Genomic DNA, 19873 nt, shown 5'->3' with positions numbered 1-19873 from the left:
AAAGGAAGCGCATGGCAGTGAAAGTTCTGGTGGTGGATGATTCAAGTTTCTTCCGCCGCCGCGTCAGCGAGATTATTAACGGCGACCCTAGGCTGGAAGTGATTGATACCGCGGTGAATGGCAAAGAAGCGGTAGAGAAGGTTGCTCAGCTCAAGCCTGATGTCGTGACCATGGATATTGAGATGCCTGTTCTGGATGGCATCTCAGCGGTACGCCAGATCATGGCACAGACGCCGACGCCGATCTTAATGTTTTCGTCTCTGACTCATGAAGGCGCAAAAGCGACCCTTGATGCGCTTGAAGCAGGGGCTTTGGACTTCTTACCCAAGAAATTTGAGGATATTGCGCGCAATCGTGATGAAGCGACCAGCTTGCTTCAACAGCGTGTCCTCGAAATTGCGCGCAAGCGCTCTTTCTTGCGTCGTCCTAGTAAACCAGCACCGAGTGCGACAACAGGACAAACGGCCTCACCTGCGGGCGGCGCACGTGCGCCCGTCCGTCCTGCGGCGCCAAGCCCCGCCCCTGCGGCAAAGTCAAAGGCGCCTGCGCGATTTACCTCAAGCGGTAAGCGTTATCAGCTCATGGCGATCGGCACATCGACGGGTGGGCCCGTCGCACTGCAAAAAGTGTTGACCAAGCTTCCCGCCAACTTCCCATTACCGATTGTGCTGATTCAACATATGCCCGCAACATTTACGGCAGCGTTTGCACAGCGTTTGAATGGGTTGAGTCAGATTACAGTTACCGAAGCCAAAGACGGTGATGCATTAAAACCGGGCCATGCTTACTTAGCGCCGGGTGGCATGCAGATGATGATAGATGGCCGGCCGGGCGCAGCGCGCTTGAAAATTTTAGATGGCGGTGAGCGCATGAACTATAAGCCCTGTGTCGATGTCACCTTTGGCTCGGCGGCCAAAGTTTATGGTGACAAGGTCCTTTCTATGGTGTTGACCGGCATGGGGGCGGATGGCCGAGAAGGCGCACGAATGCTGAAGAGCGCAGGCTCCACCATTTGGGCACAAGACGAAGAAAGCTGTGTCGTTTACGGTATGCCTCAAGCGGTGGCTAAAGCGGGTATTTCATCGGAGGATTTACCGCTCGATCGTATCGCAGAGCGTATTCTGGTTGAGCTGAATTTAAAATAAGGAGTGGGGCTTGATAGTCTGGAGTATCGCCAACCAAAAAGGCGGTGTCGGTAAGACAACCACCACAGTGACACTGGCCGGTTTAATTAGCGAACGAAAAAAGCGCGTTCTGCTGGTGGACACGGACCCGCACGCCTCCTTGTCGACTTATCTAAATTTTGACTCTGAGCAGTTGCCTGCGAGCTTATTTGATCTTTTTCAGCTGCAAACCGTGAATAAAGAAACGGTGAAGCCACTGATTGTGCGCACCCAGTTCGACAACATGGACTTGATTCCCGCGCATATGTCCCTTGCGACACTAGACCGAGTGATGGGCAATCGCGGTGGAATGGGGTTAGTGCTTAAAAAGGCGCTCGATTCACTGGCTGATGAGTACGATTATGTCCTCATTGATTGCCCGCCTATACTGGGGGTAATGATGGTGAATGCATTGGCAGCGAGTCACCGTGTGTTGATCCCAGTACAAACAGAATTTTTGGCAATGAAAGGGTTAGAGCGTATGATGCGCACCCTGCAGATCATGCAGAAGTCGCGAACCTCTAATTTTAACCTAACGATCATACCGACCATGTATGACAAGCGAACTCGCGCATCGTTAGAAACATTGCAAGAGCTTAAAGTGCGTTATAGCGATCAGGTTTGGGCATCGGCGGTGCCCATCGATACCAAATTCCGCGATGCGAGCCTAAAACATATGCCTGCGTCGTTTTATGCAAAAAATTGCCGTGGCGTTTTTGCCTACAAGACACTGTTAACATATTTGGAGCGACTGGAGCAGGATGAACAAGCATAATGCCCTATCCAGTGGTCAGGCGCTCGATGATTACTTTGAAGCCTTACTGGATGACTTAGACGAGACCCCAGAACCTCATCAAGATACTGTTGCTGAGGTTAGCGTGCGTCAGTCAGACAGTGAGTCAAGCCGGCAGAAAACGGCGACGCCACTTGACCCAGATTATCAGCTTGAGCCTCAGCCTAAGCTTGCCCCTGATGAGACCGACGTTGAGCCGGTGGCATTTGCTGAGCCAGAACGCGATCTCGCCGAGGTTGAGCGTTTGCTGGCGCAACTGAAAGTGGATGAGGAAGCCGAACTGGCGCAAGCCGAAGCGGAGGTTGAGCCTCAAGTAGAAACGACGACAGAAACAGATACTCCTGATGTGGATACAGTGGTTGAGCCTGACCTTGAGGTTACCACTGACACAGACATTGAGAGCGACATAGAGGTTTCAACGGAGACGTTGCTGGATGAGCCTATCGTTGAAACCGAGGTGACCGAAGAGGTTGCGGTTGAAACAGAGCAGGCGCTCGATCTTGATGCTGAGATAATGACTGAGCCCCAGACCGATCTGGAGGCGGATGTCGCCACTGATACGGAGCTTGAGACTGAGGTAGATCTTGAAACCGAGGTGGAAATCGAGCAAACAGTCGACGTCGACTCAGCAGTGGAGCCTGAGACCCAAGCCGGAGAGGATTTACCGCCAACCCAATGGGAAAATGTGGAAACCGCCTCTGAGTTTCAGGTGTTATTTTTTGAGAGTATGGGCGTGACCTATGCGGTGCCGCTCGCTGAGTTAGGCGGGATCCACCAATTGGGAGATTGCAATCACTTGATCGGACGTCCTGATTGGTATCTGGGTTTACAGACAGAAAAACACCAACAGCTTGATGTGGTCGATACCGCCCGTTGGGTAATGCCAGAAAAACTGGCAGATAATAGCCACAGAGATGACTATAATTACATAGTATTACTGGGTGATAGCAAGTGGGGACTGGCCTGTAATCGCTTGTTGGGCACTCAGGCATTAAGTGGTAAAGCAATTCGCTGGCGCAAGCAAGCCGGAAAGCGGCCTTGGTTGGCGGGTATGGTCAAAGAAAAAATGTGTGCCCTGATCCATGTTCAAGCATTTATTGCTATGTTAAATCAGGGGATTGACGCCAAAGCGATGGCGTAATGATAAATTGCACAGCGCGTAAAGAGGAAAATCAATGTCTCAGGTAGCTGAAGTTCAAAAAGAAGGCGTCAATGACGAGGTATTGCAGTGGGTCACTTTTCAGCTCGAAGAAGAGACCTACGGCATTAACGTCATGCAGGTGCGAGAAGTGTTGCGCTACACCGAAATTGCTCCTGTTCCTGGCGCACCTGACTACGTGTTAGGGATTATCAATCTGCGTGGTAACGTGGTAACCGTCATCGACACACGCTCTCGATTTGGTTTGATGCCGGGCGAAGTCACCGACAATACCCGTGTGATCGTGATTGAAGCGGAAACACAAGTGATTGGTATTATGGTCGACAGTGTCGCTGAGGTGGTGTACCTGAAAACCTCAGAAATTGACACTACACCAAGTGTCGGTACAGAAGAAAGCGCCAAATTTATCCAAGGTGTGAGCAATCGCAATGGCGACTTGCTGATCCTCGTTGATCTCAATAAATTGTTGACCGACGAAGAGTGGAATGAAATGGCAATGCTGTAATGGTTGCGCTGTTATTGACTTGGTTACCTGTCGCAGTGACGGTGGTATTTGCCATCGTCGCTTTGTGGCGTTTGCGGATTGAGCGACGCGCCAGAGAGCGACTTGAAAACAAGTTGCAGGCCATGGAAACGGTATTGAAAAGTGCGCGTCAGCGCCACGACAGTCTAGCTAAGCAGTTCAATGAGCTGCGTGCGGGCAGCATGGGCATGGGACAAAAACTGGCAGACATTGCTACGAATGTTGACGAGTTACTGGAAAAGCAGGTGGAAATTGAAATGCAAGATCCGGGCAGTCGTTTGTACAGTCGTGCCAGCAAAATGGTTGATCTCGGTGCCGATCTCGATGAGCTAATGCATGAGTGTGATTTGCCCAAAGCTGAGGCTGAATTGCTGCTCAATCTACGCAAACGCCAAGCGGCTAATCAACAACGTTAACTAGACTTTGGTGTTGATGGGCTTAGGTCCCTGCCATCCGGGTGGGGTTTTTCCTTCTAATACCCAAGCATAGGCAATCAATTCTGCAACCACGCGGTACAAACTGGGTGGAATGGCCTCGCCAACCTCTAGGCGCTCTAGCCATTTAAGCAAATTCTCATCTTTGTGGATCAAACAGCCTTGTTCGGATAGTGCCTCAATGAGGGCATCTGCCAATTCATTGACTGCCTTTGCTTTGACGCTGGGCGCTTGATAACCATCATATCCTAGCGCAATAGCTCGTTTTGTTTTTTTCATGATCACACCTTTATCGATAAGCCTGCACGACGCGTATCTTGCTCGGGTGGTTGGCTGTCATGGTGAGGGTTGATGGCGATGTCGAGCGGGATGTGTTGCGAAGCCAGGCGCTCTTCTAGCCAAGGCAATGTTGCTTGTAGTCGTTGTTTTAGCGCGTCCGTCGGCGCCGTTAGCAGTAAGCTTCCTCCTTTTCCCTCAAGGTTTACGTCTGCGCGGACATACTGCTTGCCCACAGGTAGATATAAACGTATCTGCCACTGTTGCTTCTCTGGCTTCGCCTTTTTTTCTGATTGACGCCGTTTAACATGTACCCGTACCGGAGGTTTCTCTGGTTCGGCAAATGGCAACACCCATTGCCACTCGCCACTCCGTGCAGACTCTGAGACGCGCTGTTCGGCCATCAGACGTAATACGCCGATTAAGGGACCCGCGTCTTCGTTACGATTTAGCCATTGACGCAATAGGGTTGTTAGTGGTTTGTCAGCAGGGCGATGCGTCAGCCATTGCATCAGTGTCTCAGGATCGAGAGGCTGATGGCTTTTGCTACCGGGTAGTGTCCACAGCGCCAGTAACGACTGCATCATGGCTTGAGTGGCAGGGGGCTGATTCTTTATCGCATTCAATACCGCAGGGAATAGATGAAGTTGTGCCAGTGTGTCAGATAGCGGTGTTGAGCTGCCCGGCGTTAACAGGGTAAATTGGGCATTGGCAAGCAAAGACGCGTCAAGCTTTTGGGCAAGTGCTGGTATCGACATTGGCGGTTTTAACACCAATTGTTGAGGGTTCGTTGTTCCGATCTTCATGGTTTCTCACAATTATTTACGCGAGTCACACTTTGCAACCCTGTGGTAACTAACAGTCATTTTGACCAATGTGGTACTATGCGTCCAATTTTGTAACACAAAGCAGGATGCAACATTTGTCATGTTGGAAGTGAAACAGCTTTGCTGTGTTCGTGATGACCGAGTGTTGTTTGATGCGCTGACATTCTCTCTTTCTCCCGGCGACCTTGTACAAATTGAAGGCCCAAATGGGGCGGGTAAAACCACCTTGTTGCGGATTATCGCGGGGCTGGGACTCGCAGATAGTGGAGAAGTCTGTTGGCAGCAACAGGCGATTACCCAGCAAAGAGATGAATTTTATCGTCACTTACTGTTCTTGGGGCACACCACAGGGGTTAAGCGCGAACTCACCGCGTTCGAAAACCTCTCGTACTACATGAAAATGCATGGTCGAGACGACCAAGCGGCTATTTGGCAAGCGCTTGCCAAAGTCGGCTTAGCGGGACGCGAAGATATTCCTGCCGCACAGTTGTCTGCGGGCCAAAACCGCCGTATTGCGCTTGCGCGTCTTTGGTTGAGCAGCCACCGTAAACTGTGGGTGCTCGATGAACCGCTAACCGCGATCGATAAGCAAGGAGTGCAGGTTCTCGAGTCGGTATTTGAGCGTCATGTCGAGCAAGGCGGGATGGTGCTTTTCACCACTCACCAAGATATGTTTGTCGGCCACCCGTTACTGCAACGTATCCGTCTGGGGGCCCTATGATCAATACGATGTGGCTGATTATCCGCCGAGAATTGAAAGTGGCCTTCCGACAACCATCGGATAGCTTAAATCCGCTGTGGTTCTTTATCATAGTGATCACCCTTTTCCCTCTTGGCGTGGGGCCAGGTGCAAATTTGTTACAGGAGATTGCGCCAGGGGTAATTTGGGTTGCAGCGCTGCTGTCAGCCTTGCTATCTCTAGAGCGTCTTTTTCGTGATGACTATCTGGATGGCTCGCTTGAGCAAATGATGCTGATGCCGTTGCCGTTGCCTCTGGTGGTTATGGCAAAGGTCATCGCACACTGGTTACTGACGGGGCTACCGCTGTTGGTAGTCAGTCCGCTATTGGCATTATTGCTATCTTTGGACTGGAACAGTTACCAAGCTGTCGTGATGACTCTGTTGTTAGGGACCCCAACCCTGAGTTTTGTTGGGGCGATAGGTGTAGCGTTAACGGTTGGATTACGTAAAGGCGGCGTGCTGTTGAGCCTATTGATCCTACCTTTGTACATTCCAGTACTGATTTTCGCGACATCTGCCATCGATATGGCAAGTTTTGGCGCCAACATTAGTGGGCAGTTGGCTATTCTCGGTGCTTTGCTTGCGGGATCCGTGACCCTAGCACCCTTTGCTATCGCCGCAGCATTGCGTGTGAGCGTGAATTAATAATTAATCAGGAAGTAGAGCAATTGTCATGTGGAAGTGGCTTCACCCTTACGCAAAACCGGAAAATAGTTATCGTTTATGTGGGAAACTCATCCCGTGGTTTGCGGTGCTCGCCGGGCTGAGCTTAGTCATTGGTTGTATTTGGGGCTTGGCGTTCGCGCCTGCTGATTACCAACAAGGCGATAGTTTTCGCATTATTTATATTCACGTGCCCGCGGCCATTTGGTCAATGGGCGCCTATCTGTCGATGGCCATTGCAGCCTTTATTGGGCGAGTCTGGCAACTCAAAATGGCAGACTGGGCGGTGGGCGCGATTGCCCCTGTTGGTGCCGTCTTTACCTTTATCGCCTTGATCACTGGGGCGATTTGGGGCAAGCCCATGTGGGGAGCTTGGTGGGTATGGGATGCGCGGCTCACCTCTGAATTGATCCTGCTTTTCCTCTACATCGGTGTCATGGCGCTGTATAACGCGTTCGATGATGCGCGTATGGCAGCCCAAGCGGCGGGAATATTGGCGATGGTGGGGGTGATTAACCTGCCGATCATTCATTTCTCTGTCGAGTGGTGGAACACCTTGCATCAAGGCGCCACGATTACCAAATTTGCCCGCCCGTCAATTGCGTCAGACATGCTCTGGCCATTACTGGTTTGCTTGGTTGGATTTGCTAGCTTTTTTGCCACGTTGACCTTAATGGGATTGCGGAATCAGATCGTGTTGCGCGAGTCACACCGCCCTTGGGTGCGGGCCTTGGTGGAGGACAAATAATGCATTTTGATAGCATGAGTGCTTTTTTGGCGATGGGAGGCTATGCCGATTACGTGTGGAGTGCGTTTGGCATTACCGCACTGGCATTAATTGCACTAGTTATTGGTTACCATCGTACCCATAAGAAACGGCTTGAAGCTGTAAAAAAACAAATGGCGCGAGAAAAACGCATTAAAGATGCCCAAGCACTGGAGAACACCTTATGACCCCTCGTCGTAAAAAAAGGCTTTGGATCACGCTTGCCTTATTGGTGGGTGTATCAACCACAATGGGGTTAGTGCTCTATGCACTGAACCAAAATATGGACTTGTTCTATACGCCAACCGAAATCGTTCAAGGTAAGCCGGATGGCAGCAAGCCTCAAGTGGGGCAACGACTTCGCATTGGCGGCATGGTCGTAGAAGGGTCGGTCAAACGCGATCAAGAGTCGCTGCAAATTCAATTTGATGTCGCTGATGTTGGTCCTGCTGTTACCGTCACATACGAGGGAATTCTGCCGGATTTGTTCCGCGAAGGGCAGGGGATTGTCGCGCAAGGTGTGCTGGTTGATTCGCGTACGGTAAAAGCCAGTGAAGTGCTGGCAAAGCATGATGAAGAATACATGCCACCAGAGATTGCTGAAGCGATGCAAAAAAGCCATCAACCGCTCGAATACACCGACCAACAAAAGCAAGGTAGTCAATTATGATTGTTGAGCTGGGGCATTTTGCGCTGATCCTCGCCTTGGGATTAGCGCTGTTATTGAGTTTTTATCCCCTTTATGGGGCCAGCCAAGGCCACGAAGGTATGATGAAAATGGCACGGCCTTTATCGGTCGCCATGTTCGCCATGTTGCTCTTTTCATTCATCGCATTAAGTTGGGCATTTTATACCAATGATTTCACCGTTGCCTATGTGGCAAGCAACTCCAACAGTGCATTACCCTGGTACTATCGGCTGACTGCTGTTTGGGGCGCTCATGAAGGCTCTTTGCTACTTTGGGTATTAATTCAAGCTTTGTGGACCGTCGCGGTGGCGGTGTTTAGTCGCGGGATGCCACTGTCTTCCATTGCGCGTGTACTCGCAGTGATGGGGATGATCTCGGTCGGCTTTTTGCTGTTTATTATTTTGACCTCAAACCCTTTCGATCGCACCTTGCCTTACTTTCCTGTTGATGGTCGCGATTTGAATCCGCTTCTGCAAGATCCCGGTTTAATTGTTCATCCTCCGATCCTCTACATGGGCTATGTAGGCTTTTCGGTGGCATTTGCCTTTGCGATTGGGTCTTTAATTGCTGGCCGGTTAGATACGGCTTGGGCGCGCTGGTCCCGTCCTTGGACAACGGCGGCCTGGTTGTTCTTAACCCTAGGTATTGCGTTAGGCTCTTGGTGGGCTTACTACGAACTTGGCTGGGGCGGCTGGTGGTTCTGGGATCCGGTAGAGAACGCGTCGTTTATGCCTTGGCTTGCGGGAACGGCATTAATGCATTCCCTAGCGGTGACGGAAAAGCGCGGCACCTTTAAAGCGTGGACCGTTTTACTCGCCATCGCAGCGTTCTCATTGAGCTTACTGGGCACCTTCTTGGTGCGCTCAGGCGTGCTGGTGTCTGTTCACTCGTTCGCGTCAGACCCTGCGCGAGGGCTGTTCATTCTAGGCTTTTTGGTTGTCGTTATTGGCGGGTCTCTGCTGCTTTATGCCTTACGGGCATCGGAAGTGCGGGTACGAACGAAAGTGTCACTCATCTCACGTGAAAATGCGCTACTCGTCAATAACACCCTGTTGATGACTGGGTTAGTGGTTGTCTTGATTGGTACCTTATTACCCTTGGTACACAAGCAACTCGGATTAGGATCGGTCTCGATTGGTGAGCCCTTCTTTAATTTCCTATTCGCGTGGTTGATGTTGCCTTTTGCCTTCTTCCTTGGCATCGGTCCCCTGATCCGCTGGAAGCGAGACAAGCTGAGCACCCTCGCGAAACCGATGTGGATTAGCGGTCTGGTCTCGGTTGTGTTTGGGGTGGCGACCATTGCCCTCCTCGCAGACAGCTTTAAAGCAATGGCGGCAATGGGCATCACTATGGCCGCGTGGATCACCCTTCTTCACGGCTATGAGCTTTATATTCGTGCGACCCATCGACATGCCTTTATGGTTGGGATCCGTAAGCTAGGCCGCAGTCACTGGGCGATGGTCCTCGGTCATATTGGTCTTGCCATCACTATCATTGGGGTCGCAATGGTCGAAAACTACGATATCGAACGTGATGTGAAGATGGCGCCGGGGAGCAGTGTCACGTTAGAAGGTTACACCTTTAACTTCACCGATTTGTCCCATAAAGATGGTCCTAACTACGATGGTTTCGTGGCGTCGTTCGATGTCTATCGCGGCGAGCGTTTTATTAATCACCTTGAAGCGGAGAAGCGTTTTTATCGTGTTCAGCGTTCAATGATGACCGAAGCTACCATCGATCGCGGCTTAACGCGCGATCTCTATATTGCCATGGGGGAAGAACTTCCTGATGGCTCTTGGGCGATGCGTCTTTACTACAAGCCCTTTGTGCGTTGGATTTGGTTTGGCGCCATTGTCATGGCGGTGGGTGGCGCTTTGGCGATCAGTGATAAACGCTATCGCTTCCGTCGCCAGACCAAATCGACTCACGTGAAGGAGGCGCGGGCATGAGAAAAGCATTGCTGTTTTTACCGCTGGTGCTCTTTGCCGCCTTGGCGTTCTTTTTTGTTTCGCAATTGGAGAAGAATGCCCAAGGGGACGATCCCACCAAACTGGAGTCGGTGTTGGTCGGACAGCCTGTGCCTGAGTTTCGTCTTGAAGATCTGAAAACGCCAGACAAAGCCTACGATCAGGCCATTTTTAACGGCGAGCCTTTATTGCTGAATGTGTGGGCAACCTGGTGCCCGACTTGTTACGCTGAGCACCAATTCTTGAACAAATTGGCATCGCAAGGTGTGAAGATCATCGGCCTAAATTACAAAGATGATCGTGCGAAGGCAGTAAAATGGCTAGATAACCTCGGCAATCCCTATCAGATCAGCTTGTATGATGGCGATGGGATGTTAGGGCTTGATCTGGGGGTGTACGGTGCGCCTGAAACCTTCCTCATTGATGCCAATGGCATCATCCAATATCGCCATGTGGGTGATGTGAATGCCTCTAATTGGGCGCAGACCTTAGGTCCGATGTATCAGTCACTCAAGGAGGAGGTGCAATGAAACGATTCGCCTTACTGTGCGTGCTATGGATGAGTGCGGCATTTGCATTGGCCAATGCTATCGATGTCTATGAATTTGACTCGCCAGAGCAAGAAGCGCGTTTCAGAGCCCTGACCCATGAGCTGCGTTGTCCTAAGTGTCAAAACAACAGTATCGCTGACTCCAATGCAGAGTTAGCACAAGATCTGCGTCAAAAGGTGCATCAAATGCTTCAGCAAGGGCGCAGTGATGAAGAGATCTTAAGCTTTATGGTGGCACGCTACGGTAACTTCGTAAGGTACAACCCACCGCTGACGGCATCCACCTTGATCTTATGGTTAGCACCCGCACTGGTGTTGGTGTCGGGTATCGGAGTGGTGATTGTGCGCAGCCGTCGCCATAAACAGGCCGAAAAGACCTCGCTGAGTGAGGATGAACAGCAACGCTTGCAGGATTTGTTAGCGTCGTCAGACGATTCAGAACAGGCAGATAATAATCATAACAAGGAGCCCAAATGATGGAGTTTTGGAGTGCCACCTTGGTGCTGTTTATTCTTGGTGCAGTGATGTTTCTGTGGCCGTTATGGCAAAAAAAAGACCATGATCATCAAGCAAGCCGAGATGCTCTGAACAAAGCCTTTTATTTTGATCGTGTGAACGAAATTAAGGCGGAGAGTGCGGAAGGCCTGATTGAGAACGAGCAAGATCTCACTCAGGATTTACAGCAATCGTTACTGGACGACATTCCGGAAAAGGAAAAAGCACGACAAGCGCGCCATTTGCGTTTATCACCCATGCAGTGGATTCCTGGATTGATTGTATTGGCGGTGGTGAGTTTTGGCTTATATGGCGTCAAAGGCAGTGCTAACCAAGTAGCTGATTGGCAGGCCACTGCGGAAAACTTACCAGCGTTGTCTAAGAAGCTTTTAAATAATGATCAGCCCATGTCACAGCAGGAGATGCAAGATCTGACCTTAGCGCTTCGTACCCGTTTGCAGTATGAGCCAGATGACAGCACCGGTTGGTTGCTATTAGGCCGTATTGGCCTTGCAAACCGTGATAGGGAAACGGCCAAAGGAGCGATGGAAAAAGCCTACGCGTTATCACCCTCTCGCCCCGAAATTCAGATAGGGTTGGCGCAAGCCTTATTGTTTGCCGGATCGGAGGTCGACAGTGGCCGTGCAGAAACCTTACTAAGATCGGTGGTGAGTGAAGACCCGTTTAACTTGCAAGCCATGTCGTTACTGGCCTATCAAGCGTTTGAGCAAAGCCGATTTAATGATGCGATTGCGACGTGGAAAGCAATGAAAACCTTGATTGGCCCTGATGACCCACGAAACGAAACACTGGATCAATCCATCGCGCGCGCTCAGTTGGCTCTTAACGCCGCGCAAGGAGCGGCGGTAGAGGTGAAGGTGAGCCTTGGCGAGGATGTCACCCTCCCTGACAATGGGGTACTTATCGTGTCTGCCCATGAGTCGGCGCAAGCGCCTATGCCATTGGCGGCAAAGCGCTTACCGCTTTCTAAATTTCCGGTAACCGTTCGTTTGTCTGATACCGACAGCTTAAATCCCAATCGTGCGCTATCTTCTCCAGAGACGTTAGTGATCAAGGCGCGCATTGACGCGGATGGCAATGTTGCTACAAAAAACGGTGATTGGGTAGGAAGCAGTCAGCCGGTTAAAATCGGTCAAGCAGCAAGCGTGACAATCGACAAACAGCAATAATCACGACAAAATAGACTTCTTTGCGTAAAAGGCTGGGCTTGCCCAGCCTTACTATTAGGGAAATGAATTTGATGTGGAAACGTCTTTGTTTGATAGCGGTCGTGCTCGGTTTGCTATCTGGGTGTGCCTCGCGACCTGAAGGTGCCGAGCCCCATCCTGAAGACCCGTTAGAAGGGTTTAACCGTGCGATGTGGACTGTCAACTATGACTACTTAGACCCTTACGTTGCACGGCCTGTATCTATCGCCTACGTCGATTATGTTCCTAGTCCGATGCGGACCGGTATTTCGAACTTTTTGGGCAACCTTGAAGAGCCTGCGAGCTTTTTAAACAGCTTATTGATGCTGGAAGGGGAGAAAGCTGTCACTCACTTCAACCGTTTCTGGATCAATACCTTGTTTGGGCTCGGTGGCATTATTGATATTGCCTCGGATGCGGATATTCAGAAATACGATCAGCGCGAATTTGGTGACGCGATGGGGCATTATGATGTTGGCCACGGCGCCTATTTGATGCTACCAGGGTATGGGCCAACGTCTGTGCGAGAAGGCGCTGGGGAGTTTGTCGACGGTCTGTATCCGCCACTTGCCTTGCTGACTTTGCCGCAATCGGTACTCAAGTGGATGTTTGATGGCATGGAGTCACGTGCTGCACTCGTCTCACAGGAGTCGCAGTTGGATAACTCACCAGACCCTTACGCTTTCGCGCGAGAAGCCTATTTGCAAAACCGTTTGTATCGCGCGAAAGGCGATGAGGCGCTCAAAGAACAACCCGCGCTCAACGATGAGTTCTTGGATGACTTTATCGATGACATTGACGCCGCGCCGTAAATCCGCATGAGCCGCTTGCGCAAAAAGGGATAAAAAACACCACGGCCAAAACCGTGGTGTTTGTATTTCGTTAAATCAAACTATTAGAAACGGTAGCTTGCTTGCACACCTAGCAGCCACACGTTACCTGTGGTTTCACCTTCAAAATTGCCGCCAAACACAGATCCTGATTGATCGGACACAATTCCATCACGAGGCTCCTTCACGGGAGCATCTTTGGCAAAAACATAAGTAAAGGCTGCATCTAAGGTCAGTTGTGACGTCACGTCATAGCCGGCACCCACACTCACCCAAGTCCGGTCGGTCTCAGGGATGGTCAAGGTACGGTTTTTATCGCTCACTGCTGAGGTATCGTAGGCAATGCCTGAACGTAGCGTTAGTTTTTGATCCCACTGGTAGGTAGTCCCCACGGCAAAGCGATAGTTGTCTTCCCAGTTCTCTACTTTCACCATCTTTGGCTCGCTAGACAGCGAGGGGATATTGGCCTCGAGCTTGTCAAAGCTGCTCCAGTCGGTCCAGTTAAGGCTGGTATGCACCGCCCACTTTTCCGACAATTGATGCAGGGAAGATAATTCTGCAGTCGCTGGCAGAGTCAGATCCATGCTGCCAGAAAAATGACGGTTTGGATTGGCTGAGTCATAGCTCAATCCTTCAGCATGGCCTTCAAGTGTTAGCTCGACTTCAGAACGATAGTTAAAACCGATGCGGTTATTGTCGTTGATGTCATAAGCAACACCGAGTTGCCATCCCCATGCGCGGTCATCCCCTTCCATATATTTGAGGATCGTCCCTTTCGGGTAAGGGCCGTATTGCGCGCTGCTTTTCGCTCCAATACTGCCTTCACCCAACACATAGCGAAGGCCGGCGCCGACGCGCAATTGCTCGGTGGCTTTCCACGCAAGGTTTGGATTGATTTCAAACGTAGTGACGGCCGCTTCATTACCAAACTGAGTACCGGTAAAGTCATTGCCCAAATCGGTTTCCATGCCAAAGTTGGTGGCGAGAGCTAGGCCGGCGGTAAAGCGGTCATTGATCGGATGCGAAAAGTAAAAGTTAGGAATAACCGCATCATGAGCGACGTCACTGGTAGATGTTTTACCGTAAGTCGCATTATTACCTTCAATATCGACATTCGGGTTGACGTAAATGCCGCCGGCAGAAACTTGGGTGTCTGCTAGATAGCTCAACAAGGCTGGGTTACGAAACTGGGCGCTGGCGTTATCGGCCATTGCGGCTTCACCGGCAAATGCGCGGCCTAGGCCCGTTGCGGAGGTTTCGGCTAATTGAAAACCTGCACTGTACGCGGAGGTTGAAAGAGAGCCCAATGCCGCAGCGACGGCGAGATAAACGATCTTATTATTTTTCATCGGCTTACTTGTTCGCTATAAAAAGGGACGCTCAGCCTAAACTCTCTTGAGGTTAAATCAATTTTCCTGTCGTATATGGTAAGTAAAACAGAATAAAAATCTATTTTTAATTTTTAAACTAGTTCTTATTACTAATTTTAGTGGTTGGTTAGTTAGCAATGATCAGTATTTCAGCGTACATCTGTGTACACGCGTGTTCGCTAAAAAGGGACGGGCCAACCGCTATCAACGAGTGGAGCATGAAAGAAAAGCGGCGAGTATGATCGCCGCGTATTTTGTTATATCGCTTGTGGACGCAAATGGCTTTGCAGTTGCTGGGCAAGCGGTGACAATGTCTCGTTCGCTTCACCGACGACAATGACGCTCGCATCATGAGCCGGCAGGCTTACCGACATCATATTACCATCACGTTGCTGGGCAGGAGATTGACTGGACATGGGAACCACAAAAACCGTATAGGCCTGCCCATCAGCTTCCATCACCATATGCAGCGCATGTTGGTCACCAAAACTGCAATGGTTGATATAGGTGACTTGGCCGGGGAGCTGGGTGAATGCTTTGCCGAAAGGACGTAACTTAGCGTTAACCTGTTGAATGCTGGCATTTTCATTAACACCCTCGATAAAGGCATGTTCATGATAGTAGTGTGCCAAGGCAACACGGTTGATATCCATGCTACCGAGTCCCCAGTTAAATTGGCCCAAAGCGATCCCAAATACAAACGCTATCGATGCGGCGATCGCCAGGTGCCAGCGAGGTCGATTCGTCTGAGCAGCGACATGGGATGTTTGTGCAAATACGATTTTATCCGCCAAATCCTCAGGTACATCGACCCGCAAGGCTTGGTCGATTTTACTGTCGAGATCGGCAATATCGTCGGCATACTGTTGATGGCTTGCTGACGCTGACTTATGTGCTTGGACATCTGGATCTGTGGTATGCGGATCAGCCAGAAGACGGCGACGGAATTCAAGATCGTCCATAGTGTTTGCCTCCCGGGTTGGCGTTGGTATCGAGTGCTTCTTTGAGTTGCGCTCTTGCTCGGAATAAACGTGTCATCACCGTGTTTTTATTTAAATCAAGGATCTGAGCTATTTCATCGCCACTAAACCCCGCGATCACTTGCAGCACTAGCGGCTCTCGGTACTCAGGGGCGAGGGCGGCGATTTGACGGTGTAACCAGCGCTGCTCCATCGAGGCTTCCTCACTCGGACGAGTGTTGTCGACCAGCTCTCCATCTTCGACTTCCACGGTATCAAACTGTTTGCGTTCGAAACGTCGCGCATTTTCTCGGCGTAAAATAGTAATAAGCCAGGCTTTTGCAGCTTTATCATCGTGCAAACTGTCCAGGGCTCGCCATGCGCGCAAACAGGTTTCTTGCACTAAGTCTTCCGCGATATGCGGATCTTTCGCTAGCCAGAAAGCATAGCGATAGAGGTCACGGTGCCAAGCGCGCACCAGTGCCTCATAACGGGCTTGTCGGTTCATACCAGACTCGACCTTATAAGGTGACGATTAATTTCATACTGACCGTGCAAAGTGTCATTAAATTTCATCTTTTCACGAAAAGCGGCGTAACTTTGATCTGTTTCAATATAGCGTACTCACAAGTCGGTAAAGTGAACCCTGTCGTTATCGGCCATGTGTCGACACTCGTGAGGTTGAGTGAACGGCGTTTCCTTTTTGAATGATATGACTTTCTGTTCGGATCTGGGTGCGGGGAAAAGCACTGCACACTTCCCAGATTATCGTTTTGCTTTCCAATCTTTTTTGGGGCTCACGCTAGCGTGTAGCCCCTTTTTTTATTGCGTATTTTCTTTTCAATCCTCTGAAAATAAATCACTGTGATCAGCCTAGGCGCTGAATTGTGCGCCTGTTGGCAATCTTACCAATCAATTAAAACGGATGTTTTAAGCTGGTAACATTTTAGTTACACTCGTGGTCAGACCTGTAGAACATCCTAAGGAGCAGTGATGACGTCTCAGCAACACCTTAAAACCAGCAAGGGCGATCGTATCGCCATTGTGTCTGGGCTGCGCACGCCATTTGCCCGCCAGTCAACCGCCTATACAGATGTCCCCGCGGTTGACCTCGGAAAAATGGTGGTTCAAGAAATGCTCAATCGCAGTGCGATTTCGCCGAAAGACATCGATCAAGTCGTGTTTGGTCAAGTGGTACAAATGCCGGAAGCCCCAAACATTGCCCGTGAAATTGTATTGGGGACAGGTATGGACATCCATACTGACGCCTACAGTGTCACACGTGCTTGTGCGACCAGTTTTCAAGCGGTGGTAAATGTTGCTGAGAGCATGATCGCGGGCAATATCGAAGTGGGTATTGCTGGGGGCGCGGACTCGTCGTCCGTACTGCCCATTGGTGTGAGCAAGAAGTTAGCACGCACTCTTTTGGACTTGAGTAAAGCCAAAACAATGAGCAAGCGTTTGAAGCTGCTCAGTAAGCTTTCGGTGAAAGATCTGGCACCTGTTCCACCTGCGGTAGCGGAATATTCAACCGGCCTGAGTATGGGGCAAACCGCAGAGCAAATGGCGAAGTCACATCAAATTAGCCGCAAAGAACAAGATGCCTTAGCGCTACGCTCGCACCAACTGGCGAGCAAAGCGTGGGACGAAGGCTTGCTCAGTGATGAGGTGATGACAGCGTACCCTGAACCTTACAAAGCGTGGATTGCACAAGACAACAACTTACGTCCGCAATCCACTCTCGAGGATTACGCGAAACTGCGCCCAGCTTTTGACCGCAAGCATGGCTCGGTCACCGCGGCAAACAGTACGCCGCTCACTGATGGTGCCGCTGCGGTATTGATGATGCCAGAAAGCCGCGCCAAAGCGCTAGGCCTTGAGGTATTAGGGTATATCCGCTCATATGCTTTCTCCGCCATTGGGGTGCAAAAAGACATGCTGATGGGGCCGTCTTACGCGACGCCGCTAGCGCTCGACCGTGCCGGTATTTCACTGTCCGACCTAACCTTGATCGATATGCACGAGGCCTTTGCGGCACAAACCCTTTCGAATGTAAAAATGTTTGCATCCGAGACGTTTGCACGTGAGCACCTTAATCGTGACCGCGCGATTGGCGAAATTGATATGGATAAATTTAACGTCTTGGGGGGCTCGATTGCATACGGTCACCCATTTGCGGCAACCGGTGCCCGTATGATCACCCAAACACTGCGTGAACTGAAACGTCGTGGCGGCGGACTGGCCCTTAACACCGCATGTGCCGCAGGTGGCCTTGGCGCAGCAATGATTTTGGAGGCGGAATAATGACAGTCGAAAACCATCAAGCCTTTACGCTACATATCGCTGACAACCAAGTCGCTTGGCTAAAAGTGGATGTTCCCGGAGAAAGCATGAATACCCTACAGGCAAGCTTTGTCGAAGGGGTCTCCGAGGTACTGGAACAACTGGAAAACAATAGCAATATTAAGGGGCTTGTGATCCATTCTGGCAAGCCAGACAACTTTATTGCCGGTGCGGATGTGCGCATGCTCGATGCGTGTGAAACAGCTGAACAAGCCGCAGAGATTGCCGCACAAGGACAAATGTTATTTGCACGTATTGAAAAGCTACCCTTCCATGTTGTAGCTGCAATCCACGGCCCATGTTTAGGGGGCGGATTGGAGCTCGCGTTGGCATGTCATAGCCGTGTCGCGACCGATTGGGACAAAACCCGACTCGGGCTGCCAGAAGTGCAACTGGGGTTATTACCCGGCTCGGGCGGTACGCAGCGACTGCCACGTCTTATTGGCGTGCCAAATGCGCTGGATATGATCCTAACCGGCAAACAACTGCGAGCGAAAAAAGCGAAAAAGCTCGGCGTGATTGATGACTGTGTTCCGCATACCGTATTGCTGGATGTGGCAGAAGCCTTGGCGCAAAAATCAAAGCCCAAGCGCCCGCGTAGCTGGCAAAGCTGGATGCTCAGTGGTAATGCGGTTGGCCGTAACTTTGTCTTTGACCAAGCAGGAAAGAAAACCCGTGCTAAAACACGGGGTAACTATCCTGCTGCGGATGCGATTCTTGCGGTGGTGAAAAAGGGGTTAGATAAAGGCATTCAAGCGGGTCTTGAAGAGGAAGCGCGCCGTTTTGGTGAACTGGTGATGACCAGCGAATCCAAAGCGTTGCGTAGCATTTTCTTTGCGACCACGGCGATGAAAAAAGAAAACGGTGCAGATGCTGAGCCGGGCGAGATTAAACGGATTGGCGTCTTAGGTGGCGGCTTGATGGGGGCCGGGATTGCCCATGTGTCGGTGGCAAAAGCCGGCTATCCTGTCCGAGTGAAGGACGTCAGTGAAGACGGCATCTTAAATGCGCTGCGCTACAGCTACAATTTGCTCAACAAAAAGCGCAAGCGTAAGCAGATCAGTAAAGCGGAACTGCAAGCGACCATGATGCAACTGTCTGGCGATACGCAAGCGACCACCTTGTCGAATGCAGATGTGGTGATTGAAGCGGTGTTTGAAGATTTATCACTCAAGCATCGTATGGTCGAGGAAATGGAGTCAATTACAGGAAACGAGGCAATTTTTGCCACCAATACCTCGTCATTGCCTATTCACCAAATAGCTCAAGGCAGCCAGCGCCCGGAGAACATTGTGGGCTTGCATTACTTTAGCCCGGTGGAAAAAATGCCGCTGGTGGAAGTCATCCCGCATACAGGTACCAGTGAGAAGACCATTTCGACGGTGGTAAAACTGGCTCGTCAACAAGGTAAAACGCCTATCGTGGTTGGTGACAGTGCGGGCTTTTATGTCAATCGTATCCTAGCGCCCTATATGAACGAAGCGGCGCGAGTGTTATTGGCTGGCGAAAGCATTGAGCATATCGACAATGCTTTACTCGACTTCGGTTTCCCAGTTGGTCCTATCACTTTGTTGGATGAAGTCGGAATCGATATTGGGGCTAAGATTGCGCCCATTTTGACTCAAGAGCTGGGTGAGCGTTTTGAAGCGCCAGATGTGTTTGACGTGTTGCTGAACGACGACCGAAAAGGGCGTAAAACAGGCAAAGGATTTTACTTATACGATACGGGCAAAAAAGGCAGCAAGGGCAAACAGGCCGATAAAAAAGTGTACAGCCTGCTCAATATCAAGCTGAATCCAACGCTCTCTGGCCATGACATCGCACAGCGATGTGCGCTGATGATGCTCAATGAAGCGGCGCGTTGTTTGGATGAAGGGGTGATTCGCTCTGCCCGTGATGGTGATATCGGTGCGATTTTCGGCATTGGGTTCCCTCCTTTCCTAGGCGGTCCTTTCCGCTATATGGACCAAGTGGGAGTAGAGCGCATTGTGAGCTTGCTGCAATCTCATCAAGACCGTTATGGCGACCGTTTTGCACCGTGCGAGCGTTTGGTGATGATGGCAAAAGAAGGGCAACAGTTTTATCCCTGAGCTCGGCGTGCCACCTAAACCAAAAGGG

21 protein-coding genes and 1 pseudogene are annotated in these 19873 nt (G+C 50.7%); 17 read left to right on the top strand and 5 right to left on the bottom strand.

The genetic code is table 11. From position 1 onward, the window contains the following. Nucleotides 1-11: 11 nt before the first annotated feature. The 5 genes from BZG84_RS00730 to BZG84_RS00710 are packed head-to-tail and all read left to right on the top strand — an operon-like array spanning nucleotide 12 to nucleotide 4054. The gene (locus BZG84_RS00730) at nucleotides 12-1145 is read left to right on the top strand and encodes a protein-glutamate methylesterase/protein-glutamine glutaminase (RefSeq protein ID WP_077479266.1); all 1134 of its coding nucleotides are present in this window, start codon (nucleotides 12-14) and stop codon (nucleotides 1143-1145) included. 10 nt (nucleotides 1146-1155) lie between these two features. Next, complete coding sequence (locus tag BZG84_RS00725; protein ID WP_069587171.1) at nucleotides 1156-1938, top strand: ParA family protein; 783 nt, start codon at nucleotides 1156-1158, stop codon at nucleotides 1936-1938. Next, nucleotides 1925-3097 (top strand): chemotaxis protein CheW, encoded by a 1173-nt coding sequence (locus BZG84_RS00720; protein ID WP_077479264.1) that lies wholly within the window; start codon nucleotides 1925-1927, stop codon nucleotides 3095-3097. Before BZG84_RS00725 ends, BZG84_RS00720 begins: the two co-directional genes overlap by 14 nt. Before the next feature lie 34 nt (nucleotides 3098-3131). Continuing rightward, on the top strand, nucleotides 3132-3620 hold the full coding sequence (locus BZG84_RS00715; RefSeq protein WP_069587175.1) for a chemotaxis protein CheW: 489 nt from the start codon (nucleotides 3132-3134) through the stop codon (nucleotides 3618-3620). Then, nucleotides 3620-4054 (top strand): DUF2802 domain-containing protein, encoded by a 435-nt coding sequence (locus BZG84_RS00710; protein WP_077479263.1) that lies wholly within the window; start codon nucleotides 3620-3622, stop codon nucleotides 4052-4054. The genes BZG84_RS00715 and BZG84_RS00710 overlap by 1 nt, the downstream gene beginning before the upstream one ends. Here the strand turns inward: BZG84_RS00710 and BZG84_RS00705 are convergent, their stop codons facing one another. Next, on the bottom strand, nucleotides 4055-4351 hold the full coding sequence (locus BZG84_RS00705) for an EscU/YscU/HrcU family type III secretion system export apparatus switch protein (protein WP_077479262.1): 297 nt from the start codon (nucleotides 4349-4351) through the stop codon (nucleotides 4055-4057). Between the two features lie 2 nt (nucleotides 4352-4353). Further along, complete coding sequence (locus tag BZG84_RS00700) at nucleotides 4354-5154, bottom strand: flagellar hook-length control protein FliK (protein ID WP_077479261.1); 801 nt, start codon at nucleotides 5152-5154, stop codon at nucleotides 4354-4356. Nucleotides 5155-5275: 121 nt separating this feature from the next. Between BZG84_RS00700 and ccmA the strand changes: the two genes are divergently transcribed. The 10 genes from ccmA (at nucleotide 5276) to BZG84_RS00650 (ending at nucleotide 13065) form a co-directional block, all read left to right on the top strand. Beyond that, on the top strand, nucleotides 5276-5896 hold the full coding sequence (gene ccmA / locus BZG84_RS00695; RefSeq protein ID WP_077455493.1) for a cytochrome c biogenesis heme-transporting ATPase CcmA: 621 nt from the start codon (nucleotides 5276-5278) through the stop codon (nucleotides 5894-5896). Continuing rightward, a complete protein-coding gene (ccmB, locus tag BZG84_RS00690) occupies nucleotides 5893-6561 on the top strand; it encodes a heme exporter protein CcmB (RefSeq protein ID WP_077479260.1) in 669 nt (222 codons plus the stop codon). The genes ccmA and ccmB overlap by 4 nt, the downstream gene beginning before the upstream one ends. Nucleotides 6562-6589: 28 nt before the next feature. Continuing rightward, nucleotides 6590-7327, top strand: a complete 738-nt coding sequence (locus tag BZG84_RS00685) for a heme ABC transporter permease (RefSeq protein ID WP_077479259.1) — start codon at nucleotides 6590-6592, stop codon at nucleotides 7325-7327. Then, nucleotides 7327-7533: a heme exporter protein CcmD gene (gene ccmD, locus BZG84_RS00680; protein WP_077677924.1), complete on the top strand. Its 207-nt coding sequence runs from the start codon at nucleotides 7327-7329 to the stop codon at nucleotides 7531-7533. The genes BZG84_RS00685 and ccmD overlap by 1 nt, the downstream gene beginning before the upstream one ends. Further along, nucleotides 7530-8015 carry a cytochrome c maturation protein CcmE gene (gene ccmE, locus BZG84_RS00675; protein ID WP_069587187.1) on the top strand — a complete coding sequence of 162 codons (486 nt, stop codon included), beginning with the start codon at nucleotides 7530-7532 and terminating at the stop codon, nucleotides 8013-8015. The genes ccmD and ccmE overlap by 4 nt, the downstream gene beginning before the upstream one ends. Then, entirely contained in the window at nucleotides 8012-9982 is a 1971-nt protein-coding gene (locus BZG84_RS00670; RefSeq protein ID WP_069587188.1) for a heme lyase CcmF/NrfE family subunit, read from the top strand. The genes ccmE and BZG84_RS00670 overlap by 4 nt, the downstream gene beginning before the upstream one ends. Then, the gene (locus tag BZG84_RS00665; protein WP_077479257.1) at nucleotides 9979-10530 is read left to right on the top strand and encodes a DsbE family thiol:disulfide interchange protein; all 552 of its coding nucleotides are present in this window, start codon (nucleotides 9979-9981) and stop codon (nucleotides 10528-10530) included. The genes BZG84_RS00670 and BZG84_RS00665 overlap by 4 nt, the downstream gene beginning before the upstream one ends. Beyond that, on the top strand, nucleotides 10527-11027 hold the full coding sequence (locus BZG84_RS00660; protein WP_077479256.1) for a cytochrome c-type biogenesis protein: 501 nt from the start codon (nucleotides 10527-10529) through the stop codon (nucleotides 11025-11027). Before BZG84_RS00665 ends, BZG84_RS00660 begins: the two co-directional genes overlap by 4 nt. Next, nucleotides 11024-12235, top strand: a complete 1212-nt coding sequence (gene ccmI, locus BZG84_RS00655; RefSeq protein WP_077479255.1) for a c-type cytochrome biogenesis protein CcmI — start codon at nucleotides 11024-11026, stop codon at nucleotides 12233-12235. Before BZG84_RS00660 ends, ccmI begins: the two co-directional genes overlap by 4 nt. A gap of 71 nt (nucleotides 12236-12306) precedes the next feature. Further along, nucleotides 12307-13065 (top strand): MlaA family lipoprotein, encoded by a 759-nt coding sequence (locus BZG84_RS00650; protein ID WP_077479254.1) that lies wholly within the window; start codon nucleotides 12307-12309, stop codon nucleotides 13063-13065. An 83-nt stretch (nucleotides 13066-13148) separates the two neighbouring features. Here the strand turns inward: BZG84_RS00650 and BZG84_RS00645 are convergent, their stop codons facing one another. From BZG84_RS00645 to BZG84_RS00635, 3 genes and pseudogenes are all read right to left on the bottom strand, one after another. After that, a complete protein-coding gene (locus BZG84_RS00645; RefSeq protein WP_077479253.1) occupies nucleotides 13149-14432 on the bottom strand; it encodes an outer membrane protein transport protein in 1284 nt (427 codons plus the stop codon). 278 nt (nucleotides 14433-14710) lie between these two features. After that, nucleotides 14711-15415, bottom strand: coding sequence for a DUF3379 family protein (locus BZG84_RS00640; RefSeq protein WP_077479252.1), 705 nt, complete (start codon nucleotides 15413-15415; stop codon nucleotides 14711-14713). After that, a pseudogene (locus BZG84_RS00635) lies at nucleotides 15402-15935 on the bottom strand (sigma-70 family RNA polymerase sigma factor); the annotation flags it as partial. The pseudogene BZG84_RS00635 and the gene BZG84_RS00640, both read right to left, overlap by 14 nt. A 470-nt stretch (nucleotides 15936-16405) precedes the next feature. On the opposite strand from BZG84_RS00635, the gene fadI reads away from it, so the two are divergent. Next, nucleotides 16406-17716: an acetyl-CoA C-acyltransferase FadI gene (fadI, locus tag BZG84_RS00630; RefSeq protein ID WP_077479250.1), complete on the top strand. Its 1311-nt coding sequence runs from the start codon at nucleotides 16406-16408 to the stop codon at nucleotides 17714-17716. Beyond that, nucleotides 17716-19845: a fatty acid oxidation complex subunit alpha FadJ gene (gene fadJ, locus BZG84_RS00625; RefSeq protein ID WP_108742942.1), complete on the top strand. Its 2130-nt coding sequence runs from the start codon at nucleotides 17716-17718 to the stop codon at nucleotides 19843-19845. Before fadI ends, fadJ begins: the two co-directional genes overlap by 1 nt. The last annotated feature ends 28 nt before the right edge of the window (nucleotides 19846-19873 follow it).

The organism is Salinivibrio sp. PR932 (assembly GCF_001996125.1).
GTDB lineage: Bacteria > Pseudomonadota > Gammaproteobacteria > Enterobacterales > Vibrionaceae > Salinivibrio > Salinivibrio proteolyticus.
This window is presented reverse-complemented; position numbering and strand designations above follow the sequence as displayed.